Raw genomic sequence first — 23,606 nt, 5'->3', positions numbered from 1 at the left:
CATTAACTCCTTACTCAGGCGACAGCCTGGCTGACTTTAGGCATGGCGAGATTCAACGCCTGTTGTTCATTCGCCTGTTCATGAAGCAATTCACCGGCAATTTCACCTTCACGCATGACGACAATGCGATCGGCGACGCCAAGCACTTCAGGCAGATCGCTGGAGGCGAAGAGCACCGCCACGCCGCGTTTTGCCAGTTCATAGATCACTTTATAAATCTCGTGTTTTGCCCCCACATCGATACCGCGCGTCGGTTCGTCCAGTAAAATGACCTTCATATCCTCCGACAGCCAGCGGCCCAGAATGGCCTTCTGCTGGTTGCCCCCGGAAAGATTCATGATCAGCTGTTCCGGTCCCGGCGTTTTGATATTGAGTGAACGAATGTGGTGATCGGCATTGCTCGATTCCCAGCTATCGTTGATCAGGCATCCTGCGCGGATAAATTTGCGACGGGCGGAGATATTGATGTTGTCACGCACCGAATGCACCGGAATAATCCCCTCCGCTTTGCGATCTTCCGGGCAGAGCATCATGCCTGCCTTAATCGCGTGGGCGGGCTTCTGAATATCCACCGCTGCGCCGTCAATAGACACCACGCCTTCGGTAATGCGCGTGCCACCGAACAGCCCTTTCATTAATTCGCTACGCCCAGCGCCCACCAGGCCGAACAGCCCGACGATTTCACCGTTGCGTACCGATAACGAAACCGGCATGCGTACTCCCGGCGCTTTTACATTATCCAGTCGCAGGCGTTCAGGGCCGTACTCACGCGGTTTCCAGTGATAAATGTCCCCCAGATCGCGTCCGACCATCGCCTGTACAAGCTGGTCATGGTTCACCTGCGCCATATCGCTAAAGGTGCGCACATAGCGGCCATCTTTAAACACGGTGATGGCGTCGCTCAGGGCAAATATCTCTTCCATACGGTGCGAAACATACAAAATCGTGCGGCCTTCCTGGCGCAACTCCCGGATCACACGGAACAGGTTTTCGATTTCACGTGCGGAAAGCGAACTGGTGGGTTCATCAAAGGCAATAATTCTGGCGTTACGCGCCAGAGCCTTGGCAATTTCAACCATCTGCCACTGGCCGATGGAGAGGTATTTCAGCGGCGTCTGAGGATCGACGTCCAGCCCAAGATGTTTAAGCTGCAGCCCTGCTTCATAATTAAGTAGCGAACGATTAACCACGCCGCTTTTGTGCGGGAGCTGTCCTAAATAGATGTTCTCGGCCACGGTCATCTCTGGGATCAGGTGCAGTTCCTGATAGATAATGGCCACCCCGGCATTAAGCGCCGCCGTGGTATCAGCAAAAGCCACCTCTTCGCCACGAATGGCCAGTGTGCCGGTCGTAGGGGAATAGTTGCCGCTGAGGATTTTCAACAGCGTGGATTTCCCCGCGCCGTTTTCACCCATCAGGGCATGAACCTGGCCGGCATAGCAGTCGAAACTGATATCGGTCAGCGCGTTAACACCGGGGAACGTTTTCCCGATGCCGCGAAATGAGAGATACGGATCAGACTGTCGCATAACGTCTCCGTGATTCCTGTAGTGTGTACGTCTGGCCCCTCATGGTGAATGAGGGGCGCAATCACAGCGTATTACTTACCGCCCAGTCCTTTTTTCGCCAGTTCCTCTTTGAAGTTGTCGCGGGTAATCAGCACCACATCGGTCACTTCAGTAAATTTCGGCGGTTCAGCCCCTTTGGTCACCCAGTTGTAGAGCATTTCACTGGATTTGTAGCCGTGTACGTCCGGGCTTGGCAGCAGAGAGCCGTAGAAGCCGGTCGCCTGCGCTTTGGACAGTTCGCTGACGGCGTCAACGCCGTTGATGCCGATACCGATAACATCCGGAGCTTTGAAGCCCTGACCTTCTGTAGCACGCACGCCACCCAGCACGGTGTTGTCGTTCATACCGACCACCAGCCAGTGTTTAACTTCCGGGTGTTGAACCAGCATTGAGTTCGCGGCGTCGAACGCGCCGGGGATATCGTTGGATTTGGTAGGCACTTTATAGATCTGTTTTTCCGGGAAGCCGGCGGCTTTCAGAGCGTCCATGGAACCGGTAGTACGACGACGTGCAGTATCCAGCTCATCAGCCGTGATGGCCATGACGCCCGTCTCTTTTACATCCCAGCCGCGCTTTTGCATCTCTTTATAGAGTTCCTGACCCTGGCGCTCACCAATTTTGGTCGCGGCCATCATTACCAGCGGCACGGTGTCCATTGGCTTGCCTTTGGCATTGACGAACTGATCGTCAACGGCAATAACCTTCATGTCGTAACCGCGCGCTTTAGCCGCAATTGCCGACCCCAGTTTTGGATCGGGTGTACAGATAACGAAACCTTTCGCACCGCTGGCCGCCAGGCTGTCGATGGCGTTCAGGGTTTTTTCACCGTCAGGCACGGCGATTTTAATGACGTCAAAACCTAAATCTTTTCCGGCTTTATCGGCGAATTTCCACTCAGTCTGGAACCACGGCTCTTCTGGCTGTTTTACCAAAAAACCGAGTTTTAAATTCTCTGCGATAGCGGATTGTGACATAACAGCAGCCAGACCAACGGCCGCCAGCGCTTTAGTAAATTTGTGCATGGTAAACTCCAGCTTTAGCATTCTTTTCTGTAGGGAATATTTGCGTGCTTCTTATTTAATCGGACTTAAAACAAGGCATTAGCGCTTACCTCGTCATAAGCGTTATTGCTGGTGATAGTTTTAGCGGGAAATTAATCATCCATAAGAGAGCGCCATCACACCGCAGAATTACAGTAATTGCGTACATAAATTCAGCGGAAAATGACATAAAAACGGCAGGAATTGTCGGACAAATGAAACGGGGTTAAGCAGAATTATCCATAAGATCAGCTAAGAAGTCCCTGAGCGCCGGACGCTCTAGCATCCGGCGGGAAATTTACCAGGCGTAATAGATGTGGTCAGCGTGATCGCGAACGGGCGTTTCGTCACCCAACAGTCGAGCAGCCAGGGCCAGCGCAAAGTCAAAAGCATGACCAAGACCTTTGCCACTGAGCAGGTTTTTATCCTGGACGACCGGTGCATCCACATATTCACCGTCTTTTACCGTCTCCCATAAATCCCCGGAGCAGACGTAGCGACGCCCCCGAAGCAGCCCATTTCCCCCCAGCACGCGCGCCGCTGCTGAACAAATAGGGCAAATCAGCTTTCCGCGCGCGTCATGTGCAGAAATAAAACGGATAACCTGCGGATCCGCGGCCAGATTTGCGCTGCCCTGGGGTCCCCCGGGTAGAACAATCGCATCGTAAAGCGAATCGCTGCGTTCTGATAAGGTGCTGTCTGCCACCATGGGAATGTTATGGTAACTGACCACTGCACGCGACTGCGCGCAGGCCAGAGTTTCCACGTCGATGTTCAGCCGGCGCAAAATATCAATGGTGATAATCGCCTCTGCTTCCTCAAAACCGGGTGCCAACAGCACCGCAACCTTTGCCATCATAGACCTCAATGATTGAAACAAGATAAAACAGTGTTTCATTTTTACATAATCATTAAGAACAATCTTGCACAGCGATCACACACTCGCCTTTTAGCGATAAATTGATTTAGCGCAATTTTATTCCTCAAAATATATCCTGATTGATTGATCTGTTTTTCACATCGTCACAGAAGATTCTGTTGCCTTAATATTTTCACTCTTGAAAAAACGAGATAAAAAAATACACAAACACTTAAAAATCAATCAGTTAGTAATGTGTTAATTTATATCCACCTGTTTTCATTTCTGTACTATATTAAATTTTGTAATGTATGGTAAACACAGCCTAATTGAGAGTTTTCTTAGACAGAATACAAGGGTATGCTTATTTATATCGAACACAGGAAGTGAATATTCGATCGACTTTTGTCGCCGCAGAAATGCCATTTCTGCATTCCATTATATGTGCCTGCCGGGTCAGGTTAGCCGCGGACATCACGTCCCACAGTCAATAAGGATATGAGTATGACTACCCAAACGATGATGCAAAAACTCAATGCCCAGTTGAACCTCGAGTTCTATGCCTCGAATCTGCACCTGCATATCAGCTCGTGGTGTTCCGAAAACAGTCTCAATGGCTCCGCCACTTTTTTTCGCAGCCAGGCGCAAAGCAACGTCACCCATATGATGCGTGTTTTTAACTTCATGAAAGCCGCAGGGGCAAACCCAACCGTAAAAGCGCTTGATACGATCGACGATAACTACTCTTCTCTGGAAGAATTGTTTGAGAAAACGCTGGAACAGTACGAACAGCGTTGCAGCACGCTTAACAAGCTGGCCGATGAAGCCAGAGCACAACACGACACCAAAACCCTTAAATTCTTACGCGATATGGATAAAGCGCAACAGCAGGACGGCATGCTGCTTAAAACGCTGGCGGACGAAATCCATAACGCGCAGCAGGCGGGTCTATGTCCGGAACAAACCGACCGTCATCTGCTTGACCTTGTGACGGTACAGCACCACTGATCATTTTTCCTGCTCCCGGCCAGGCGCGCTTTTCGGCCCACCGGGAGCAGGTTCCCCTTCTCGTCGCCAACCTTCTGCTTTTGCTAAGATTTAACAAATCAGATCTCGCTCTCAATGATTAACCACACAACATGTAATGATTTATTTAATTACATTATCATTGACGAGGGAGCATCATGATCACCATTGAGTTTATTGTCATCCTCCTCTGCCTGCTGACAGGTACGCGTTTCGGCGGCATGGGGCTTGGGTTGATAAGCGGTATTGGGCTTTTTATTTTATGTTTTGTCTTTGGTCTGCAACCCGGCAAACCGCCGGTTGACGTGATGCTGACCATTCTCGCCGTCATTGGATGTGCCGCAACGCTTCAGACCGCAGGCGGCCTGAACGTCATGATGCAATTTGCTGAGCGCCTGCTGCGCAAACATCCTCAACACATCACGCTTCTCGCCCCTTTTACCACCTGGATGCTGACCTTTCTCTGCGGGACCGGACACGTGGTGTACACCATGTTTCCCATCATTGCGGATATCGCCCTGAAAAAAGGGATCCGCCCGGAACGCCCAATGGCCGTGGCATCAGTGGCATCGCAGATGGCAATTACGGCCTCGCCGGTCTCCGTGGCCGTTGTGTCACTGGTCTCCATTCTGGGCGCGCAGCATGGGCTCGGCCACGCGTGGGGAATACTGGAAATTCTCGCCGTCTCGGTTCCTGCCTCACTGTTCGGTGTGGCGATTGCTGCGCTGTGGAGTTTGCGTCGCGGGAAAGCGCTAGCGGACGATAAGGAGTTTCAGGAAAAGCTCAAAGATCCGAAGCAGCGTGAATTCATCTACGGCGGGACGGAAACGTTAATGAATCAACGTTTTCCAAAACAGGCCTACTGGTCCACGTGGATTTTCTTCGCCGGCATTGCCGTGGTTGTCCTGCTGGGGGCATTCCCCGACCTGCGCCCTGCATTTGAGATAAAAGGAAAAATGACGGCGTTGTCGATGAACCTTGTCATCCAGATGATGATGTTAATTGCCGGTGCCGTAATGCTGATGGCCTGCAAGGTCAATGCGTCTGCCATTTCTAACGGCGCGGTGTTTAAGGCGGGTATGGTCGCGATCTTCTCGGTGTTCGGGGTGGCGTGGATGAGCGATACCTTTTTCCAGGCGCATCTTGATGAGTTAAAGCTGGCGCTGGAAGGCGTGGTGAAAAGCCATCCGTGGACCTACGCGATTGTGCTGTTCCTGGTATCAAAGCTGGTGAACAGCCAGGCGGCAGCCCTGACGGCCGTTGCGCCTATGGGGCTGATGCTGGGAATCGACCCGAAAATGCTGATCGCCTTTTTCCCGGCCTCTTACGGCTATTTTGTCCTGCCGACCTACCCAAGCGATTTAGCCTGCATCGGCTTTGACCGTTCGGGCACAACCCGCATCGGCAAATTTATCATTAACCACAGCTTTATTCTGCCGGGATTAATTGGCGTTAGCTGCGCGTGTGCGGCGAGCTATCTGCTGGTACAGACGTTCTTTTAAGGTGAGCGAAGGGCGACAAACGGTCGCCCTTTTTAGCGTCAGGCGGGCTTTAGTGAGACTCGCCCTGCGGCGTGAATCGCAGTTCAATCAGCGCGATGGCTTTCTGAATAGCGCGAAGCGTGACCGGGTCAGCCGCAGCGGGATGGCTGTTGAAATCGATATTTTTCAGCTGCGTGGACATCTTCTCGCGCACTTCAACCGGCGCAATAACGTCCAGGACATCAAGGATTTGTTTGATAACTAACTGACAGGCGACAACGTCAGACACCAGCTCCTGATCGGCGCTCAGGTTTTGTGACATGGGGCTTTCTCCTTATTTAAAGGCCGCCATAGTAACAAAACGCAGGCCCATTCATCTCCCTCTCGTCGCTTACGGGCACAAAAAAACCCGCCGAAGCAGGTTTTTTTCATCAGAACATTGCGCCCGGTGGCACATCTTTAAAAGTGTTGCAGTAGTTAGCCCACATACTTTTCAGGATTTTGCGAAGTTTCATCAGGTAGCTCCATTAACTTGTTATACAACTTTATCGTCAATGTGCTTATAATATGACCATCGTCACAAAAATCAATATTTTTGTGACGCGCATCACAATTTTATTCTTCGTGCCAAACCTGAAAAGTGGGGCTCACGGCACCTGAAAGCGTCAGCCTACGATCCCGCGAACAAAAGCTTCAATCTCTTTGTCCTGGCAATTCTCAAAGAAGCACTGCTGGAAACGCTGACCCGAAACGGCCGTCTTCACCAGCTCGGGATCGATTGCGCGCAGCGTATCCAGATAGTTCTCTTTCACGACCGCCGCTTTAACCTGGTTCAGAATACCAGCGTTACGCACCTGCGGCTCCTTGCGCTCGGGCGGATAACCTTCACCATTTCGACCAGTGAACGCTTTTTCAAAGATAAACCGAACGTTCAGTTCTGCCCCCCAACCGAAGCCTTTGGCAAACGGCAGGGAGAGCGCGTTACCGTTGTTAATCTGAGCAAACAGGAACGCATCCGCAGGATCAATGCAATAGCCGCAGATAACGCCCGGGTGGATGTTCAGCGACATCAATGCTCCCTGCCCCGTACCGCAGCCGGTCACAACAAAATCAACGGCTTTCGCATTCAGTAAAATGCTCGCCATAATCCCCAGATGGATATAGGTCAGGTGATGGTCATTCTCGTCGCTCATGCCCACGTTATAAACCGGGAACCCTTTTTCATCGGCTACCGTTTTCAACTCTTTCAGTATCACTGGGTTTTTCGCGGCCTGGCTGTTTTCCATCATCAGTGCAATTTTCATTTCATCTCTCCTGAATGCGTGGCGGGAGATCCCGCTATGGATACCTTTACCTGTTCACCCTACTATCAAACAAACAACCTTTCAAATTAAATGAAAGGTTGTTTTAAAAAACAAAGGCGGGTTCACAATTTAGCGAGAATGAGACCGTACGCCAAACGTGCATTAAAAAGTTAAAGCAAACCTGTTGCCGCTTCAGCCCGTTAGCTAGACTGCAAAAGTACACGCTAAAACCGTATGGGGTTGACCTGTGAATCAGCGCTGCCGGATGCTTCGCTCCCTCTTTCTACTCGCGTTGACGGGTCTGTTGCTTGTTTGCCCCCCTGCCCGGGCAGAAGAGCCTGTACCGGTCTGGATCTTTGATGCTAACAACTTCGAATTCTGGCGCACACCGCAAGGAGAGTGGCAGGGTTTTTATCCTGAACTGATTAAGGCCATCAATAAACAGGCGGGTACGCAGCTGCAGCTGCGGCCGCTCTCCGGAGCCGATATTAGCCAGCGTTTTGCACAAAATGAGTATGGCGTGTATGCCGGGGTATTGCGCACGGAGAAGCGAGCCAGAACCAAAATTCTCTCAGCACGTTTGTTTGATAACGACGTGGTGGCCGCCAGTCCATCGATGACGGTGACAACCGCCGGACAGCTCAGCCATGCCCGGGTGCTGTTCCGTAAAGACGACGCGACGCTCGACAGCGTGCAACAACGTTATCCCGACCTTAAATTTCGTTCTCTGCGCCTCGTCGCCACCAGCGACGAGGCTTTTCGCTTACTGAGCGACAACCAGGCTGATTTCTATATTAATGACGCTCCGGAGATGGAGAATACCCAGCGCTATTATCTGGTCTCCCGGCCCTTTCCTGAGCTACGCATTCCTGTCGTCCTCGCCTTCAGCCCTGACCTGCTTCCCCTGCGGGATAAAATCAATGCGCTGATTGGCACCTGGTATCGCAACGGCGAAATCAACACGATGCTGGAGGAAAGCAAGCGCAATTACCTGCTAAGCCGTATCACCCTGTCAGAGGAGGAGCGAACCTGGATCGCGCATAACCGCCTGCAGATCAACCTGCCCAAAAACGAGAATTTTGCCCCGCTTATCTGGCGGGACAGCAAGGGCTACCACGGCACAGCCATTGATATGATTAACGACATGCGCGATTTACTGGGCATGAAGGTTGATGTCAATTTTATCGATCACTATTCGAGTCTTCCGCGACAGCAGTGGGCGGTTCGATTGATTGATATCGTTGATCGAAGCGACAGTGCGCATGCACAGGGTCGTATCGGCCCCGACATCGCCTGGCACAACGCCTATTACAATCGCAGCAGTCAGCCCTTCTTGTGGAACGAAGAGAGTATTCGCAGCCAGCGCGTCGGCGTACTCGACGGTTCGTTTGCCGCAGCCTATTTACGCCAGCGTTTTGGCAGCGATGTGATCATCGTGACCCGGCCAACCATTGACGGTCTTATCGACGCGATTGAGAACGATGAGATTGACTATATTCTGGGCGACCTCAGTTCGCTGGAGTCCACGCTTCGCGGCAACGAACTGTTTCGCGGGGTGCTGAAAGTCGCGGGGGTCACCCGCTCTGAATTTATTATTGGCCCGTGGGTGGACCCGCAGCATCCGCTCTTTCATCTGCTGACTCAGGTTCATCGCCTGTCAGAATACCGCACACAAATAGAACGTCAGGATGAGCAGAGTTACTTACCCGATTTTTCTAAAAACACGCTGAAGATTATCAGCGTGATTTTGCTGATCGTGGCCCTGTTCAGCATCGGTATGCTGATCATGATGCGTCGCCATTTACGCCAGAACCGGATGGTTAACCGCAATATGGTGCAGGCGCTGGAGAAGGTAAACCGCGCGCACGATGACGAGACCGGCAGCCATATTCAGCGCGTCGCCCGATATTGCGGCTTAATGGCGCGTGAGCTTGGGCTTTCGCGCAAAATGACCCGTGAGATAGAACATTTTGCCTCACTTCACGATGTCGGAAAAATTGCCGTGCCGGAGCGTATTCTGCGTAAGCAAGGCCCGCTGACCCAGGACGAGTTTGCCGAGATGAAACTTCATACCGTGAAAGGGTGGCGGATTATTCAGGGCTTAGAGCTGGGCGCAGTTGCGGAGAATATTATCCATTTCCATCATGAAAAATGGGATGGCAGCGGATATCCGCAGGGGCTACGGGGAGAACAGATCCCGCTGGAAGCCCGCATTCTGGCGCTGGCCGATGTGTATGATGCCCTGAGGCAAAAGCGGGTCTATAAGCCGGGATTCACTCACGAGCAAGCCTGCAAAATCATTCTGGAGGGTGACGGCTGCCATTTTGACCCGCAGCTTATTGCGCTGTTTCGCCTGCATCATCTTAAGTTTAAAACCATTTTTGACAGCCTGGCCGACTAAACGGCCCGTCGCAAAGAGAAAGCGCAGATTGCCCGGCTATTCCTCGCATTGCGACTCACATCTGCAGGTACGATAACGTATTTCCACTCACTCAGAGCGAACCATGAAAAGAGTCTTCGTCGCCGGTACGATCCTGCTGCTGGCGGGCTGTAACATTAATCGCCAGGCTGAGGTCAGCACCCTGGACGCGCCAAATGGCATCGTCCGCCTCGACTACGGGCAAGCAATGCTGCAAAACGCCTATTCCGATGAGTATGTTAATAACGGCACCGCAGCTAAAGCGTGTCAGAGCATGGGGTATGCCACCGCCTCTGCCTATGGCCAGCCCATTAAAACCTGCACCCTGACCAGCGGCTCTCTGTGTCTCAATGAGAGCGTGACGATCCAGTATAAATGCATGGGCTTTGCCGTAAACCCTAAAGCAACTAATCCGTGGTATTAATCTGTGCTGCCAGTATTGACTGGCAGTGTATTTCATTACGAACAAAAACAATTCTCATTAATAAAATATAAATCGGCAATGCGTTTTATTCCCATTCGTATTTTAAAAAAAGAAATAATTATTTTACGTTTTGCAAATAATTAAATAACAAATTATAGTGTCGCTCATTGTGAACCAAAATTAATAACCCGGAGCGTCACCGTGCTGAAAACTGAAATGATCGACAAGCTCAATGCGCAAATGAACCTTGAGCTTTTTTCATCCCTTCTCTACCAGCAGATGAGCGCCTGGTGCAGCTACCACAGTTTTGAAGGCGCTGCCGCCTTCCTGCGCCGCCACGCGCAGGAAGAGATGACCCACATGCAGCGTCTGTTTGATTATCTGACTGACACGGGCAGCCTGCCGCGCATCGATAACGTTGCGTCCCCGTTTGCCGAGTATAATTCGCTTGATGAGCTGTTCCGTGCGACCTATGAGCACGAGCAGCTGATTACGCAAAAAATTAACGAACTGGTTCATGCGGCAATGATCGGCCAGGATTATCCGACCTTTAATTTCCTGCAGTGGTACGTAGCAGAGCAACACGAAGAAGAGAAACTGTTTAAATCCGTGCTGGATAAATTGTCTCTGGTGGGGAAAACAGGCGAAGGTCTTTACTTTATCGATAAAGAACTTTCTACCCTCGATACACAGAAATAATATTGCTGCGGTGCTGTTTTCAGCGCCGCACTTTTTATTCTCCGTGCACAGATTTACATACACCCCGCACAGCTTGTACACCGCCAGTCCTGCGTATTGACCGCCAGGTAAAAATACCGGTAGTTAGCCGTCTCCAGCGGAATACCGGCGTCAAAAAAAACATCTGTCAGCCAGTCTACGTTTTCGATGATCCACTCATCTTCTTTTAGCCCCTGCGCAAAGGTGTCGTCCTCAGGATCGATGATCGAATAAATGGCCCAGGTGCCCATATCCTTTTCACGACGCGATTCAGGAAGCTGCAGGGCCTGGTTCTGCCAGCTGATTATCCAGTGACCATGGCACAGTAAATTACCGCCCCGGCTCCACGCCGCGGTAAAGGGATTATTTCCCGCCATCTGCCCTCACTTTATTTGAAAACTTATAGTTATTGTTTAAATTACGCCTGATTTTTCGGCAAAAATAGTGCCCTTACGAAGTAGGTATCCCCCCCCAAAGGGGCAGGTGCGGGTAAATTACTTAAAGTCGAAAAATATCGTAAATAATTCATTACACCTACTGTAACGGTCATTTGACGAAGCGGGGCTTTTCCCTTACTCTGCGCCGCAGAATTTGTCGCGATTACGAATCGTTGTAGAGGAATGCGTGAAAAACAGAACCCTGGGAAGTATTTTTATCGTCGCCGGAACGACGATTGGCGCAGGAATGCTGGCGATGCCTCTGGCTGCCGCAGGCGTTGGATTTGGAATGACACTGCTGCTCCTTGGCACGCTCTGGGCGTTGATGTGCTACACCGCCCTGCTGTTGCTTGAGGTTTATCAGCATGTGCCCGCGGATACCGGCCTGGGTTCTCTTGCGGCACGCTACCTGGGACGCTATGGCCAATGGATAACCGGCTTTAGCATGATGTTCCTGATGTACGCCCTGACCGCGGCCTATATCAGCGGCGCCGGCGAGTTAATCGCCTCCAGCGTTAACGACTGGTTCGACGCTGATATCACCCCTTCAACGGGCGTTATCTTCTTTGCGCTTATTGGCGGGGGGGTGGTCTGTGTGGGGACTTCGCTGGTCGATCTGTTTAACCGTTTTCTGTTCAGCGCCAAAATACTGTTCCTGATTGTGATGCTGGTTCTGCTGGCACCGCATGTTCACAAGGTTAATCTGCTGACGCTGCCGCTGGAAAAAGGGCTGGCGCTGTCCGCGATCCCGGTTATTTTCACTTCGTTTGGCTTCCACGGCAGCGTGCCCAGCATCGTGAGCTATATGAACGGCGATATCCGTAAGCTACGCCGCGTCTTTATGGTGGGGAGCGCCATCCCGCTGATTGCCTATATTTTCTGGCAACTGGTGACGCTGGGGAGCATTGACGCGTCGACCTTTACCGGGCTGATGGCGGAACACGCTGGCCTGAACGGTTTTCTGCTGGCACTGCGCGAGGTTGTCACCTCCCCGCACGTTGAGCTGGCGGTCCATCTGTTCGCCGACCTGGCGCTGGCCACCTCATTCCTGGGCGTGGCGCTCGGCCTGTTTGATTACCTGGCCGATCTGTTCCAGCGTCGTAATACTGCCGCAGGACGCTTACAGACAGGGGCAGTCACCTTCCTGCCTCCTCTGGCGTTCGCACTGTTTTACCCGCGTGGGTTCGTGATGGCGCTGGGGTATGCAGGTGTGGCGTTATCCGTGCTGGCCCTGCTGCTCCCTTCCCTGCTGGCCTGGAAGAGCCGCCAGCAGCATCCTCAGCAAGGGTACCGCGTCATGGGCGGCAAACCGCTGCTGTGCATGGTGTTTGCCTGCGGAGTGATGATTATTCTGGTGCAGTGCTTGATAGCCGCGGGGATGCTGCCGGAAGTGGGATAACAAAAAAAGGGGCTGAAATCAGCCCCTTTTTATTAGTGCAAACAGCAGCTCTTAAACTTCTTCCCGCTGCCGCACGGACACGGATCGTTACGCCCGACCTTTGTGCCGTTAACAATCGGTTTTTTTGCTTCCGGCTGCTGTGGGTTGTCCACCCAGTAATTGTACAAACGCAGAGCCGCAGGCTGAATGCTCTCAATACTGGCTTTATATTCGTCTTCGCTCAGCTCATCCAGCTTCTCGCTGTTCTCGTCTGTACCGTGCAGCGCAATCGCATCAAGATCGGCCTTCAGTGCTTCCGGTAAGGTTGACCAGTCCGTCAGCGCCACACCGCGCATATAGCCATAACACCACTCTTCAACAACGGTATAGCTCTCGCCGTCGACATCGTTGTAACCAAACATCGGCTCAAACTGATCCGGATACTCGCTCAGGCGCTCAGCAATGTCGTTCATATGCTTAAAGCAGAGATCGATAAAACGGTGCATTTCACGATCGTTTTTCCAGCGCGGAATGTATTTCTCGCCACCCCACACCGCCACCAGCCAGGTATCTGGCTCAACGACAACAGGGCCGGAAAGGACTGCGGTAAGCATGCCGTCCAGTTCGGACACGTCAATCACGGACGCATCGTCATGACCGTAAGACATTAATGTCTCTTCCAGCCACGCCATTTCGCTTTCATTCAATGGGCCTTCAGTCATCGCTGACACTCCTGATAAAAAAGGAAAAGATCCTGACACATATCTCACGGCTTTCCTATCTGAAGTTTAGGTCTTTATTGCTGCAAAAACGTGCAAATCGTGACCATTGCACAACTTATGGGCTTTGTTGTTAACGATATGTGATCTCCGCTGTAATTTCATCGCGTCCCACAAGGTGCCATATCACCGCACTCTATACTCAAACATGTCACAACCCGCTCAATGGGTTAACCATTCTGGCAACGATTTTGCTTAATGTTCTTCGCGCGAACCTGCGCAGGGAAACCTCGCCGTATTATGCAGGCGTTGTCTGGATCTTGTTCGTTTAGTGCATTTTGTTCTTGCTCGTGTTTTTGGATTGGCTGCGCCGTCGGCGTCCGGGTTTACGCCGTGGTGCAAAAACCTCTTTGCTAAGGAACATAATAATGTCGCTGAAATTTATCAGAACTCCCCTTTCTCTCGTGCTGGCCGGTTGTCTGGTGACGGCATTTTCTGCGCATGCAGATATTGTCATTGGTGTGGCCGGGCCGTTTACCGGTCCAAACGCCACCTATGGCGATCAGTACTGGCACGGTGCAACGCAGGCCGCTGAAGACATTAACGCCGCAGGCGGCATTAACGGCGAGAAGATTAAGCTGGTTCAGGGGGATGATGCCTGCGAGCCGAAACAAGCCGTGGCCGTCGCCAACCGCCTGGTCGACCAGGATAAAGTCAACGCGGTGGTCGGCCATTTCTGCTCCTCTTCCACAATGCCCGCCTCCGAGGTGTACAGCGACGCGGGGATCCTTGCCATTACCCCCGGCTCCACTAACCCGCTCATTACCGAACGAGGCATGACCGATATGTTCCGCATGTGTGGTCGCGATGACCAGCAGGGCCAGGTCGCCAGCGATTTCATTATCGATAAGCTGAAAGCCAAACGTGTGGTCATCATCCATGACAAAGACACCTACGGTCAGGGGCTGGCAGACGCCACCAAAGCTGCGCTGGCGAAGCGCGGGGTTCAGGATGTGATGTATGAGGGCTTATCCCGTGGTGAGAAAGACTTTAACGCGCTGGTGACAAAAATCGGCGCGCAAAAGCCGGATGTGGTGTTCTTCGGGGGTTGTCACCCTGAAGCCGGCCCGCTGGTTCGCCAGATGCGTGAACAGGGCGTGCAGGCGAAATTCTTCTCCGGCGACTGTATCGTCAACGAAGAGATGGTGACCGCGGCGGGTGGGCCACAATATACCAAGGGTATTTATATGACCTTTGGTAAAGACCCGCGTCTGATCCCGGATGGGAAAGCGGTCATTGAGAAATTCCGCGCCGGAAAATTCGAGCCTGAAGGTTATACCCTCTACTCTTATGCCTCCGTTCAGGCCATTGCCGCGGCCTTCAAGGCCACGGGCGGTAAAGACTCGGCCAAAGCCAGCGAATGGCTGAAAGCCAATGCCGTCGACACGGTTATGGGCAAAAAAGCCTGGGACAGCAAAGGCGATCTGAAAGTGTCTGACTACGTGGTGTATCAGTGGGACGATAACGGAAAATATAAGGAAGTTCAGTAACGGGACGGAGTCACGCTCAACGCCGGCAGGTTCGCCTGTCGGCGCGTAATAAACATCAGGCTGCGCGTGCCGCGCAGCTTAAAATAACGAGCGCGCTATGATGAGTACATTCTTCCTGCAACAGTTAATAAATGGCTTAACGCTGGGCTCCGTCTATGGATTAATCGCCATCGGCTACACCATGGTGTATGGCATCATTGGTATGATTAATTTCGCCCACGGCGAAGTGTATATGATCTCCGCCTACCTCTGCGCCATTGGCCTGGCGCTGCTCTCCTTCTTCGGCCTGCAGTCGTTCCCGTTGCTTATCCTCGGTACGCTGATCTTCACGATTGTGGTGACCGGTGTTTACGGCTGGACTATCGAGCGCATTGCCTATAAGCCGCTACGCAACTCTACCCGTCTGGCACCGCTTATCTCCGCCATCGGGATGTCTCTGATTTTGCAAAACTACGCACAGCTGAGCCAGGGGCCACGTCAGCAAGGGGTGCCCACGATGCTGGATGGCGTACTTCGCCTGCATATCGGTGAGGGGTTCGTTCAGATAACCTACACCAAAGTGTTTATTCTGGTTGCCTCGTTCGCCGGCATGCTGTTGCTGACATGGATAATCAACAATACCCGGCTTGGGCGGATGTGCCGTGCGGTGCAGCAGGACCGCAAAATGGCCTCCATTCTGGGCATTAACACCGACAGAATCATTTCGCTGGTCTTTGTGATTGGCGCGGCGATGGCCGGTCTGGCGGGTGTGCTCATCACCATGAATTACGGCACTTTCGATTTCTACGTCGGATTTGTCATTGGCATCAAGGCGTTTACCGCAGCGGTGCTCGGCGGGATTGGCTCCCTGCCCGGTGCGATGCTCGGCGGGTTGATTCTGGGCGTCGCCGAGGCGCAATTTTCCGGCATGGTGAACTCAGATTATAAAGATGTGTTCTCGTTTGGCTTGCTGGTCTTGATCCTGATTTTTCGTCCTCAGGGTCTGCTTGGCCGCCCGATTGTCGCCAAAGTGTGAAGGAGAATACGATGACCTCTCACGGCTTTTCGCTTAAGCGCTGCATTCTGGACGCCATTTTTTCCGGGCTGATTGCGTTAATAATTTTTGGCCCGATTGCCGGCGTGGTGCTGGACGGATACAGCTTTAATTTCGCCGGACAGCGGCTCGCATGGATAGTCGGCATCGTGATGCTGGGCCGTTTTCTGCTGAGCGCTTTTTTAGGTACCGCTCCGGGTGCACGTTTCCAGGCACGTTTTGAAGCCGACAGCGCGGGGGTTTATGTCCGGCCGCCGGAATACAAAAGCCGCATGCGCTGGATAATCCCGCTGATTATCGCCCTTGCGATCTGCTTTCCCTTCGTTGCTACCAAGTACGTGCTCACCGTCGCCATTCTTGGGCTTATCTACGTGCTTCTCGGTCTCGGGCTGAATATTGTGGTCGGGCTGGCCGGGCTTCTGGATCTCGGTTATGTCGCTTTTTATGCCATCGGCGCTTACGGGCTGGCGCTGGGGTATCAGTATCTGGGATTAGGATTCTGGAGCATGCTGCCGCTGGCGGCAATTATGGCTGCCGCGGCCGGCGCCCTGCTCGGCTTTCCGGTGCTGCGCATGCACGGTGATTACCTGGCGATCGTCACTCTTGGCTTTGGGGAGATTATTCGCCTGATCCTCAACAACTGGCTGACCTTCACCGGTGGCCCGAACGGCGTTTCTGCCCCGCCTCCCACCTTTTTCGGACTGGAGTTTGGCCGCCGTGCCAAAGAAGGAGGCGTACCCTTTCACGAATTTTTCCATCTGACCTACAACCCGAACATGAAGTTTATCTTTATCTACACGGTGCTGTTCCTGGTGGTGATGCTGGTGCTGTATATCAAGCATCGTCTGACGCGGATGCCGATTGGTCGGGCATGGGAAGCCCTGCGGGAAGATGAAATCGCCTGTCGCTCAATGGGTTTAAATCATGTGCTGGTCAAGCTCTCGGCCTTTACGCTGGGTGCGTCGACTGCCGGTATCGCCGGGGTGTTTTTTGCCACTTATCAGGGCTTTGTCAACCCGACATCGTTTACCTTTTTTGAATCGGCGCTGATCCTGGCGATTGTGGTGCTCGGCGGTATGGGCTCAACGCTTGGCGTGGTGCTGGCGGCGTTTGTGCTCACGGTGACGCCGGAGCTGCTGCGCAGTTTTGCCGAGTACCGGGTTTTGCTGTTTGGCATGCTGATGGTGGTGATGATGATCTGGCGTCCACGCGGGTTGATCCGCATTAACCGCAGCGGGTTTGCCGTGCGTAAGGGCGTAGCGCCATGAACGGAACGATATTAAGCGTTGAACATCTGATGATGCATTTCGGCGGGATCAAGGCGTTAAACGACGTCAACCTGGACGTGCAGCGCGGTTCAATTACTGCGCTTATTGGCCCAAACGGCGCGGGAAAAACCACCGTCTTCAACTGCCTGACCGGTTTCTATAAGGCTTCCGGCGGCAATATTTTCTTCAATACGCGCAATAAGACGACCAACGTCATTCAGATCCTCGGGCAAAAATTCCAGCCAGGAGACTGGATCCACCCTGCGCAGTTTGGGCAACGCCTGTTCTACAAAATGTTCGGCGGCACTCACCTGGTGAACCGCGCCGGACTTGCGCGCACCTTTCAAAATATTCGTCTTTTTCGCGAGATGTCGGTCGTGGAAAACCTGCTCGTGGCCCAGCACATGCGCGTCAATCGCAACCTGCTGGCTGGCGTATTCAATACGCCAGCGTACCGACGGGCGGAAAACGACGCGCTGGACAGGGCCTTTTACTGGCTGGAGGTGGTCGATCTTGTGGAGTGCGCCAACCGCCTGGCGGGCGAGATGTCGTACGGTCAACAACGGCGCCTGGAGATCGCGCGGGCCATGTGCACCGGCCCGGAAATGATCTGTCTGGATGAACCCGCCGCCGGGCTGAACCCGGTAGAGACACATAAGCTGAGTAACATTATTCGTTTTCTGCGCGACAACCACGGCATAACGGTATTACTGATTGAGCACGACATGGGGATGGTGATGGAAATATCGGACGACATTATTGTGCTCGACCATGGCGATGTGATTGCCCGGGGGAAACCTGAGCAGATCCAGCATGACGAAAAGGTGATTGCCGCCTATCTGGGCACCGATGAAAGCGAGGTCACCCTATGAATGAGCCGCTGCTGGCATTTCGCGAGGTGGATGTGTTCTATGGCGTGATCCAGGCGCTGAAGCAGGTATCCCTCGAAGTGCATAAAGGGGAAACGGTGGCGCTTATCGGCGCGAATGGCGCGGGTAAATCGACATTGCTGATGTCTATTTTTGGCCAACCGCGTATTCGTAACGGGCAAATCCTGTTTTGCGGCGAAGACATCAGCCATAAATCTACCCACTATGTGGCCTCCGGCGGCATAGCGCAGGCACCCGAGGGGCGGCGTATTTTTCCGGATATGACGGTTGAAGAGAACCTGCTGATGGGGACCATTCCTGTCGGCAATCAATTTGCCGCCGACGATATGCAGAGCATGTTTGAGCTGTTCCCTCGCCTCAAAGAACGCCGTAAACAGCGAGCCATGACCATGTCCGGCGGAGAACAGCAAATGCTTGCCATCGCCCGCGCGCTAATGAGCCGCCCTAAACTGCTACTGCTGGATGAACCCAGCCTGGGTCTGGCGCCCATAGTGGTTAAGCAGATCTTCCAGACGCTGCGCGAGCTGGCTCGCAACGGCATGACCATTTTTCTGGTAGAGCAAAATGCGCATCATGCTCTGAAGCTTTCTGACCGTGGCTACGTCATGGTCAACGGGCAAATTCGCCTCAGCGGCAGCGGCGAGGAGTTGCTGGGAAACCAGGAGGTAAGAAAAGCCTATTTAGGCGGAGTGTAATTCATACGCGTGTCATACGCATGTCGCGCATAAATGTAACTATATGTCAGGCGATACGACGCGGGTGATTCAATTTACCGCTATTAACATCTTCGCTGATTATTTATGAAAGATAGACATTTGCGGCCATCGGTCCGCTGAGTCCGTTGATACGACAGAACTCAACGCGAATCCCGGGAAAGAGCGTTTCTTTTTCGTTGTTATTAAAGGCTGAAATGTGGAGAAAAACGTCCTTTCGACCATCTGAAGGGATGATTAGGCCTTTGCCACTGTGCATATCAAAACTTTTGACAATTCCTGTCATTTTACGAGACAAATAAGATCCTCTTAGAAAACATGCATTAACTATACACACAAATTAATTTTAAGCTAATGCAGCGTGACACTTTTTATGTGAGCCTTCCGGAAGGCTAAAATAAAAATTGCTAATTCTCCCTCCTCATGCATTAATGAAGTCGTTGGTTTAATCCACACACGAGCGTAAAAAATTTTACCCGGCAGTCCTCATAACCAGGCGCTATCGCTGATATCCCCTCCTTTTGAGTCCATACGTTTAATATTATACGTTTCTTAGCATTTCAAATACTCACAAGGAGTCTGCATGTCTTCAAGAATTATAGGTTTGGTTAAGTGGTTTAACGAAGATAAAGGTTTCGGTTTTATCTCTCCTGTCGATGGTAGCAAAGATGTGTTTGTGCACTTTTCTGCTCTGCAGGGTGATGATTTTAAAACTCTCTTTGAAGGCCAGAAGGTCGAATTTGCTATCCAGAGTGGCGAAAAAGGCCCTGCTGCTGCAAGCGTAATACTTTGCGATAGATAAAGTTATCACGGACCCGCGATCACGATGATGGATTTTTCCTGAGTAGACGGGTCCTGGATTAGAAGGCTTTTTCTGAGCAACAGGTCAGCATATTTTTCTCGTAGAAAGAGTGTGCTGACCGATGTGATGAAGTGCAGGTCTGCTGCACGAAGAGTCTTAAAGCAGAAGCGAGCTGCTTGTAAAATATCAAAGTGCGTAAGAGGTCAGGCAACCTCCAAAAGCATCACTTCTTCAATGTTGCTTTGCCAAATGAGATCGTCTTTAAAGACGCAAATTCATCATCTGGCAAATGCATTTTAGAATTTTTGAGCGGTTTTGAAAAGAGTGCTGCAGTGTGGGCAGACAAGTTGAGCCCCTTTTTGTACACGGCTGAAACTATGCTCAGAGTCTTTTGAACAGTTTGGACATGGACATTTAACTAAGTAATTGCGACGGAATTGTGTATTTTTACGTCCTGACATAGGCATCTCCTGATTTAAACGACTGTCACCATACACGTTCACGAAGATGATTGCTTGCTTTTATTTCCGAATGATTGCAAAAACCAAAGAAAGTACAAATGCAACGTTTTTTCGAAAATTAAATACCGCTAATGTTAAAAAAGGTAAATGATATCAACTTAAATATTCACTTCAGATGCCCATGTTGTCATGGCTCCCAATACAGAACGTCGATTTTTGATGTGTCTGAAAAAAATCCGTATGGCGCTAAATGCATTTTCTGCAAATCGACGATGACATTCGCAGACAGACCTGACAGCCAGACAAAAATTTTCGCGCCGTCCTGATTCCCCTCGCCTTCATAGAGAAGGTGCTTAAGCAGATAACGACCAACAAGGTGAGATATGAAGAAAGTCATCGTCTTTTTCAATGGTAAACCGAGCAATGTTGTCACCGTGCTTAAGGGTATTACATCCATACGGCAGGAATATCCGAATGGTGAAGCGATAAACCTGCAGATAATGTCCGCAGGTTTTCCTTCTCTGACCGGCGATCATGAAGTGGTTTATGTGGCGTCGGACAGGGAGCTGACTTCTCAGGAAATTCTGGATGCGGCTAAGAAATATTTATAATTATTCTGAATGTATGGCTGTTCTTGTAGATGCCCTTATTTAAGGGTAATCCCCTTCTTATTTGTGCTGCTAACATCTTTTGTTTACCCTCCCCCGCGTTAAAAACCTTATACGGAATGAATAATACGTTAACGCTATCGCGAACAAACACATCCCTAATAGACTTAATTGCGTCATAATGTGTCAGGTGGCTTATTGTCTCAGCCCTGATTCATTCAGTTGTGTGTCAGACACAATATGCGTTACCTCATCCAGGTGCCCAATTCTGGCCTCCCCTGAACGATTAAACTTACTCTTATCTATCAATAATAAAGACTGAGAAGCGCGCTTGAGTAGCAGCGATTTGAAGCCAGCGTTGACCCTGTTGGAATCCCACAACCCTCCATGACTGTCTATCCCTTCGCAGGAGAAGATAAACAGGTCGATGTCCAGCAGTTTGAGTTGTGAAATCAACGAGGGGTTAACGTAGCAGCCATACTTACGCTCGAGTTTACCGCCGGAGCTAATAAGTTGAATCTGTTCACGTTTGCCCAGTTCCAGGCAGATGGGGTGACTGTTAGTAAAGACCTGAATATCGATGTCAGGCAGTTGACGCGCAAGGTACCAGCAGGTTGAGCTGGCATCCAGGGCAATGACCATCCCGGCTTCAATCCACTCCAGCGCTTCTCTGGCGATATCCGCTTTATGCGTGAAGTGGCTCTTAAGGCGAATATGAAAAGGATCGCCGCTGTCCTGGTTTTCCCGGTGAATATATTTCGCCCGACCGTGGTTGCGCAGCACTTTTCCCTGCGCCTGCAGTTCGCTGAGATCGCGGCGAATGGTCTCTTTACTGACATTAAGCTGGACGGATAAAACGTCCGTCGTCAGACTATGATGCTGAATCAACAGGTCGATTATCGTTTGCTGGCGTGCCTCTTTCATTTTTCTCACCCATCATTCGATACACGCCCGCGCAGGCGGGCGCACCGGCATGAGATTACGGCGTTACCCCCTTTTTTAAAAGAATATTCCCGTATTTAGCACACTCCCCTGTGACAACGATCGCAAAGGATTTTTTGGCACGTGCGTAAAACGCATAGCGGTCAATGCGGGTAATTGCCGGACAGGGTGCCTGACGTGAAAGCGCATCGCGATAGCGAGCCTCAACACAGGGATCGAGGGAGTCACCCTCAACTGCAGCCATCATCACCAGTGGCGGCGCGTAGCTGTCGAGCTCAAACAGCGGGATAATCGCATGCAGCAATTCGCTGACCTTTAGCCCATCGGCGCGTATAACCTGCGGCCCCATACTGTGGGCGGGGAAATGGGCATCAGAAAAAATAATCTCATCGCCGTGGCCCATTTCGGCCAGGACTTTCAGTAGTTCAGGTGATATTAACGGTGAAATCGTTTTTAACATCTCAAACTCCCTCGATCGGTGCAGATTCGGTTTCCGGAAAGAAGTAGCGGTACTGATAATGCATCTGCGCTCTGGCGTGTTCCGGGCTCGTAAATTCTCCGACCCCGTACCAGCCAAACAGGGCTGCCCCCGCGACAGTGGTTTCAGCATCATCAAGTACCTTGATGGGGATGCCGAGCATATTGGCTTTGATCTGGTTCCACAGCATGTTACGGCTGCCACCGCCGACCAGCAGCAGTTCAGTCGCATTGAAGTGACCGATCTTTTCCAGCGTGCGCAGATTCTGCGCCAGCTGCCCGGTGAGGCCCTCCAGCGCAGCGCGATAAAAATGACCGCGTGTGGTGTTGAGTGTGACGCCCTCCCAGCCTGCATGCTGACAGCCGAGGAGATCACAGTGCATTTTCACCCCTTCGGACCCCATGGGTATGCGGCGGGCTGTCTCAATCAGCGTTTGCCAGGGCGTCTCTTCGGTCCAAAGCAGTTTACGTACCCATTCAAGTACGCCCGATGCCAGCCACTGCATGCCAGGGTTATACAGCCCTGTCTGGCTGTCCAGTTCGCAGGTAGAACCGACGTAGCGACTGAGCAGCGGCGTGTTGACCTGCGCACTGCGCACCATCAGGATCTCCCATGTTCCCGAGGAGAGGACGGGTTCATCCGCCGCGGCACCTGCACCAAACAGCGCAAACTGGGTATCGTGTCCGGCGGAAATCACCGGGATACCGGCGGGTAGGTCAAGCCATTGGGCAGCATCAGACTGTAAATTACCGACGAGCTCACCGGCTTCCACCAGACGTGGGAAGAGCCGACGCGGCAAACCCGCCGCCTGCAAAATTTCATGGCTGAAATCGCGCTGTTGAATATCCAGCATCTGGCTGGTCCCTGCCATAGTAACGTCGGTGGTGAATTCGCCGGTCAGACGGTGGTTAATCAGCGACGAGATAAACAGCCAGGCGTGTGCCTGTTCCAACAGATGCGGGTGATTTTCTTTTAGCCACACCAGCTTATACAGCGTATTGAAGCCAAATGCCCCCACGCCGGAAATGTCCTGAAGCCGCTGAGGTGACAGCAAGCGGTCAATATTTTTCATGACTTTGATGGTGCGTGGGCATTTCCAGCTGATGATTGGGTAGAGCAGCCTGCCGTGCTCATCGACCAGCGCGCCATCAACGCCGAAGGTGGTCACCGTGACGCCGCGAACGTGGCAGTTTGCCAGACTCGTCTTCAGCGAGCGGCAACAGTCCGCGAAGCGTTGCATAATGGCCTCGAGAGACCACTGGTGCCAGGCGCTATTTTCTATGGCGATGTCGCTGGCATTTGCCGTAGCGGCACGGGCGATAATTTTGCCCTGCCGGTCAACGGCAATGGCCCGGATATTGGTCGCTCCGCAGTCGAGAACCAGAATAACCTCTTGTTTCATAGCAACTCCTGAAACGTCGCCGGCTAACGTGTCGCTTATCCGGCCTGCAATTCGGTGTTTTACAGGCCCGGTAAACATACGCTACCG

27 protein-coding genes are annotated in these 23,606 nt (G+C 52.0%); 14 read left to right on the top strand and 13 right to left on the bottom strand.

Features of this window, described 5'->3' with window-relative positions; genetic code table 11:
- Positions 1–14: 14 nt before the first annotated feature.
- The 3 genes from araG to ACMVME_RS08890 form a co-directional block, all read right to left on the bottom strand.
- Positions 15–1,529 (bottom strand): L-arabinose ABC transporter ATP-binding protein AraG, encoded by a 1,515-nt coding sequence (araG, locus tag ACMVME_RS08900; RefSeq protein WP_068794750.1) that lies wholly within the window; start codon positions 1,527–1,529, stop codon positions 15–17.
- 71 nt (positions 1,530–1,600) lie between these two features.
- Complete coding sequence (araF, locus tag ACMVME_RS08895) at positions 1,601–2,590, bottom strand: arabinose ABC transporter substrate-binding protein AraF (RefSeq protein ID WP_020883371.1); 990 nt, start codon at positions 2,588–2,590, stop codon at positions 1,601–1,603.
- A gap of 316 nt (positions 2,591–2,906) precedes the next feature.
- On the bottom strand, positions 2,907–3,464 hold the full coding sequence (locus tag ACMVME_RS08890; RefSeq protein WP_032679709.1) for a DJ-1 family glyoxalase III: 558 nt from the start codon (positions 3,462–3,464) through the stop codon (positions 2,907–2,909).
- 507 nt (positions 3,465–3,971) lie between these two features.
- On the opposite strand from ACMVME_RS08890, the gene ACMVME_RS08885 reads away from it, so the two are divergent.
- Positions 3,972–4,475, top strand: a complete 504-nt coding sequence (locus tag ACMVME_RS08885; protein WP_020883369.1) for a non-heme ferritin-like protein — start codon at positions 3,972–3,974, stop codon at positions 4,473–4,475.
- A gap of 176 nt (positions 4,476–4,651) precedes the next feature.
- A complete protein-coding gene (locus ACMVME_RS08880; protein ID WP_020883368.1) occupies positions 4,652–5,995 on the top strand; it encodes an anaerobic C4-dicarboxylate transporter in 1,344 nt (447 codons plus the stop codon).
- A gap of 49 nt (positions 5,996–6,044) precedes the next feature.
- Here ACMVME_RS08880 and ACMVME_RS08875 read toward each other — a convergent pair whose 3' ends face one another.
- The 3 genes from ACMVME_RS08875 to ACMVME_RS08865 form a co-directional block, all read right to left on the bottom strand.
- Positions 6,045–6,296 (bottom strand): DUF2766 family protein, encoded by a 252-nt coding sequence (locus ACMVME_RS08875; RefSeq protein ID WP_014170688.1) that lies wholly within the window; start codon positions 6,294–6,296, stop codon positions 6,045–6,047.
- Between the two features lie 109 nt (positions 6,297–6,405).
- Positions 6,406–6,489, bottom strand: a complete 84-nt coding sequence (gene azuC, locus ACMVME_RS08870) for a stress response protein AzuC (protein WP_014832437.1) — start codon at positions 6,487–6,489, stop codon at positions 6,406–6,408.
- Between the two features lie 150 nt (positions 6,490–6,639).
- Complete coding sequence (locus ACMVME_RS08865; protein WP_020883367.1) at positions 6,640–7,278, bottom strand: RpiB/LacA/LacB family sugar-phosphate isomerase; 639 nt, start codon at positions 7,276–7,278, stop codon at positions 6,640–6,642.
- 247 nt (positions 7,279–7,525) lie between these two features.
- Between ACMVME_RS08865 and ACMVME_RS08860 the strand changes: the two genes are divergently transcribed.
- The 3 genes from ACMVME_RS08860 to ftnA all read left to right on the top strand — a co-directional run bounded on the left by ACMVME_RS08860 (position 7,526) and on the right by ftnA (position 10,820).
- Positions 7,526–9,679, top strand: coding sequence for an HD domain-containing phosphohydrolase (locus tag ACMVME_RS08860; RefSeq protein ID WP_251858752.1), 2,154 nt, complete (start codon positions 7,526–7,528; stop codon positions 9,677–9,679).
- Between the two features lie 103 nt (positions 9,680–9,782).
- Positions 9,783–10,121 carry a YecR family lipoprotein gene (gene yecR / locus ACMVME_RS08855; protein WP_068794752.1) on the top strand — a complete coding sequence of 113 codons (339 nt, stop codon included), beginning with the start codon at positions 9,783–9,785 and terminating at the stop codon, positions 10,119–10,121.
- A 201-nt stretch (positions 10,122–10,322) separates the two neighbouring features.
- Positions 10,323–10,820: a non-heme ferritin gene (gene ftnA, locus ACMVME_RS08850; protein ID WP_014170693.1), complete on the top strand. Its 498-nt coding sequence runs from the start codon at positions 10,323–10,325 to the stop codon at positions 10,818–10,820.
- Between the two features lie 53 nt (positions 10,821–10,873).
- On the opposite strand, the gene ACMVME_RS08845 is transcribed toward ftnA, so the two are convergent.
- On the bottom strand, positions 10,874–11,215 hold the full coding sequence (locus tag ACMVME_RS08845; RefSeq protein WP_068794753.1) for a hypothetical protein: 342 nt from the start codon (positions 11,213–11,215) through the stop codon (positions 10,874–10,876).
- 247 nt (positions 11,216–11,462) lie between these two features.
- On the opposite strand from ACMVME_RS08845, the gene tyrP reads away from it, so the two are divergent.
- Complete coding sequence (gene tyrP, locus ACMVME_RS08840; protein ID WP_032678446.1) at positions 11,463–12,674, top strand: tyrosine transporter TyrP; 1,212 nt, start codon at positions 11,463–11,465, stop codon at positions 12,672–12,674.
- A gap of 32 nt (positions 12,675–12,706) precedes the next feature.
- Here tyrP and ACMVME_RS08835 read toward each other — a convergent pair whose 3' ends face one another.
- On the bottom strand, positions 12,707–13,375 hold the full coding sequence (locus ACMVME_RS08835) for a YecA family protein (protein ID WP_032678447.1): 669 nt from the start codon (positions 13,373–13,375) through the stop codon (positions 12,707–12,709).
- Positions 13,376–13,800: 425 nt separating this feature from the next.
- Here ACMVME_RS08835 and ACMVME_RS08830 point away from each other — a divergent pair, with 425 nt between their 5' ends.
- The 5 genes from ACMVME_RS08830 (at position 13,801) to ACMVME_RS08810 (ending at position 18,808) form a co-directional block, all read left to right on the top strand.
- On the top strand, positions 13,801–14,922 hold the full coding sequence (locus ACMVME_RS08830) for a branched-chain amino acid ABC transporter substrate-binding protein (protein WP_020883361.1): 1,122 nt from the start codon (positions 13,801–13,803) through the stop codon (positions 14,920–14,922).
- A gap of 100 nt (positions 14,923–15,022) precedes the next feature.
- A complete protein-coding gene (locus ACMVME_RS08825; RefSeq protein ID WP_025203827.1) occupies positions 15,023–15,937 on the top strand; it encodes an ABC transporter permease subunit in 915 nt (304 codons plus the stop codon).
- A gap of 11 nt (positions 15,938–15,948) precedes the next feature.
- Positions 15,949–17,223: a high-affinity branched-chain amino acid ABC transporter permease LivM gene (livM, locus tag ACMVME_RS08820; RefSeq protein ID WP_020883360.1), complete on the top strand. Its 1,275-nt coding sequence runs from the start codon at positions 15,949–15,951 to the stop codon at positions 17,221–17,223.
- Positions 17,220–18,095, top strand: coding sequence for an ABC transporter ATP-binding protein (locus ACMVME_RS08815; protein WP_014170700.1), 876 nt, complete (start codon positions 17,220–17,222; stop codon positions 18,093–18,095). Before livM ends, ACMVME_RS08815 begins: the two co-directional genes overlap by 4 nt.
- The gene (locus ACMVME_RS08810) at positions 18,092–18,808 is read left to right on the top strand and encodes an ABC transporter ATP-binding protein (protein ID WP_014170701.1); all 717 of its coding nucleotides are present in this window, start codon (positions 18,092–18,094) and stop codon (positions 18,806–18,808) included. Before ACMVME_RS08815 ends, ACMVME_RS08810 begins: the two co-directional genes overlap by 4 nt.
- A gap of 103 nt (positions 18,809–18,911) precedes the next feature.
- Here ACMVME_RS08810 and cspF read toward each other — a convergent pair whose 3' ends face one another.
- Complete coding sequence (cspF, locus tag ACMVME_RS08805; RefSeq protein ID WP_068794754.1) at positions 18,912–19,124, bottom strand: cold shock-like protein CspF; 213 nt, start codon at positions 19,122–19,124, stop codon at positions 18,912–18,914.
- 285 nt (positions 19,125–19,409) lie between these two features.
- Here cspF and ACMVME_RS08800 point away from each other — a divergent pair, with 285 nt between their 5' ends.
- Complete coding sequence (locus ACMVME_RS08800; protein ID WP_014170702.1) at positions 19,410–19,628, top strand: cold shock domain-containing protein; 219 nt, start codon at positions 19,410–19,412, stop codon at positions 19,626–19,628.
- A 296-nt stretch (positions 19,629–19,924) separates the two neighbouring features.
- Here the strand turns inward: ACMVME_RS08800 and ACMVME_RS08795 are convergent, their stop codons facing one another.
- A complete protein-coding gene (locus ACMVME_RS08795; protein WP_214579409.1) occupies positions 19,925–20,089 on the bottom strand; it encodes a YnfU family zinc-binding protein in 165 nt (54 codons plus the stop codon).
- A gap of 131 nt (positions 20,090–20,220) precedes the next feature.
- Here ACMVME_RS08795 and ACMVME_RS08790 point away from each other — a divergent pair, with 131 nt between their 5' ends.
- The gene (locus tag ACMVME_RS08790) at positions 20,221–20,415 is read left to right on the top strand and encodes a hypothetical protein (protein ID WP_032669962.1); all 195 of its coding nucleotides are present in this window, start codon (positions 20,221–20,223) and stop codon (positions 20,413–20,415) included.
- Between the two features lie 57 nt (positions 20,416–20,472).
- A complete protein-coding gene (locus ACMVME_RS08785) occupies positions 20,473–20,700 on the top strand; it encodes a hypothetical protein (RefSeq protein ID WP_014170703.1) in 228 nt (75 codons plus the stop codon).
- A gap of 192 nt (positions 20,701–20,892) precedes the next feature.
- Here ACMVME_RS08785 and fucR read toward each other — a convergent pair whose 3' ends face one another.
- Genes fucR through fucK form a run of 3 tightly spaced genes read right to left on the bottom strand, consistent with a single transcriptional unit; the run spans position 20,893 to position 23,519 of the window.
- Entirely contained in the window at positions 20,893–21,621 is a 729-nt protein-coding gene (gene fucR, locus ACMVME_RS08780; protein WP_068794755.1) for an L-fucose operon activator, read from the bottom strand.
- Between the two features lie 55 nt (positions 21,622–21,676).
- A complete protein-coding gene (gene fucU, locus ACMVME_RS08775; protein ID WP_068794756.1) occupies positions 21,677–22,099 on the bottom strand; it encodes an L-fucose mutarotase in 423 nt (140 codons plus the stop codon).
- 1 nt (position 22,100) lies between these two features.
- Positions 22,101–23,519, bottom strand: coding sequence for an L-fuculokinase (gene fucK / locus ACMVME_RS08770; protein WP_047955783.1), 1,419 nt, complete (start codon positions 23,517–23,519; stop codon positions 22,101–22,103).
- Positions 23,520–23,606: the final 87 nt, after the last annotated feature.

This window comes from Enterobacter cloacae complex sp. 2024EL-00711, from assembly GCF_047529885.1.
Taxonomy (GTDB): domain Bacteria; phylum Pseudomonadota; class Gammaproteobacteria; order Enterobacterales; family Enterobacteriaceae; genus Enterobacter; species Enterobacter ludwigii.
This window is presented reverse-complemented; position numbering and strand designations above follow the sequence as displayed.

Bases quoted from the DNA above. Each gene is read 5' to 3' on its own strand.
- araG (WP_068794750.1), bottom strand. From the start codon at position 1,529: ATGCGACAGTCTGATCCGTATCTCTCATTTCGCGGCATCGGGAAAACG.
- araF (WP_020883371.1), bottom strand. From the start codon at position 2,590: ATGCACAAATTTACTAAAGCGCTGGCGGCCGTTGGTCTGGCTGCTGTT.
- ACMVME_RS08890 (WP_032679709.1), bottom strand. From the start codon at position 3,464: ATGGCAAAGGTTGCGGTGCTGTTGGCACCCGGTTTTGAGGAAGCAGAG.
- ACMVME_RS08885 (WP_020883369.1), top strand. From the start codon at position 3,972: ATGACTACCCAAACGATGATGCAAAAACTCAATGCCCAGTTGAACCTC.
- ACMVME_RS08880 (WP_020883368.1), top strand. From the start codon at position 4,652: ATGATCACCATTGAGTTTATTGTCATCCTCCTCTGCCTGCTGACAGGT.
- ACMVME_RS08875 (WP_014170688.1), bottom strand. From the start codon at position 6,296: ATGTCACAAAACCTGAGCGCCGATCAGGAGCTGGTGTCTGACGTTGTC.
- azuC (WP_014832437.1), bottom strand. From the start codon at position 6,489: ATGAAACTTCGCAAAATCCTGAAAAGTATGTGGGCTAACTACTGCAAC.
- ACMVME_RS08865 (WP_020883367.1), bottom strand. From the start codon at position 7,278: ATGAAAATTGCACTGATGATGGAAAACAGCCAGGCCGCGAAAAACCCA.
- yecR (WP_068794752.1), top strand. From the start codon at position 9,783: ATGAAAAGAGTCTTCGTCGCCGGTACGATCCTGCTGCTGGCGGGCTGT.
- ACMVME_RS08845 (WP_068794753.1), bottom strand. From the start codon at position 11,215: ATGGCGGGAAATAATCCCTTTACCGCGGCGTGGAGCCGGGGCGGTAAT.
- ACMVME_RS08835 (WP_032678447.1), bottom strand. From the start codon at position 13,375: ATGACTGAAGGCCCATTGAATGAAAGCGAAATGGCGTGGCTGGAAGAG.
- ACMVME_RS08830 (WP_020883361.1), top strand. From the start codon at position 13,801: ATGTCGCTGAAATTTATCAGAACTCCCCTTTCTCTCGTGCTGGCCGGT.
- ACMVME_RS08825 (WP_025203827.1), top strand. From the start codon at position 15,023: ATGAGTACATTCTTCCTGCAACAGTTAATAAATGGCTTAACGCTGGGC.
- livM (WP_020883360.1), top strand. From the start codon at position 15,949: ATGACCTCTCACGGCTTTTCGCTTAAGCGCTGCATTCTGGACGCCATT.
- ACMVME_RS08815 (WP_014170700.1), top strand. From the start codon at position 17,220: ATGAACGGAACGATATTAAGCGTTGAACATCTGATGATGCATTTCGGC.
- ACMVME_RS08810 (WP_014170701.1), top strand. From the start codon at position 18,092: ATGAATGAGCCGCTGCTGGCATTTCGCGAGGTGGATGTGTTCTATGGC.
- ACMVME_RS08800 (WP_014170702.1), top strand. From the start codon at position 19,410: ATGTCTTCAAGAATTATAGGTTTGGTTAAGTGGTTTAACGAAGATAAA.
- ACMVME_RS08795 (WP_214579409.1), bottom strand. From the start codon at position 20,089: ATGTCAGGACGTAAAAATACACAATTCCGTCGCAATTACTTAGTTAAA.
- ACMVME_RS08790 (WP_032669962.1), top strand. From the start codon at position 20,221: ATGTTAAAAAAGGTAAATGATATCAACTTAAATATTCACTTCAGATGC.
- ACMVME_RS08785 (WP_014170703.1), top strand. From the start codon at position 20,473: ATGAAGAAAGTCATCGTCTTTTTCAATGGTAAACCGAGCAATGTTGTC.
- fucR (WP_068794755.1), bottom strand. From the start codon at position 21,621: ATGAAAGAGGCACGCCAGCAAACGATAATCGACCTGTTGATTCAGCAT.
- fucU (WP_068794756.1), bottom strand. From the start codon at position 22,099: ATGTTAAAAACGATTTCACCGTTAATATCACCTGAACTACTGAAAGTC.
- fucK (WP_047955783.1), bottom strand. From the start codon at position 23,519: ATGAAACAAGAGGTTATTCTGGTTCTCGACTGCGGAGCGACCAATATC.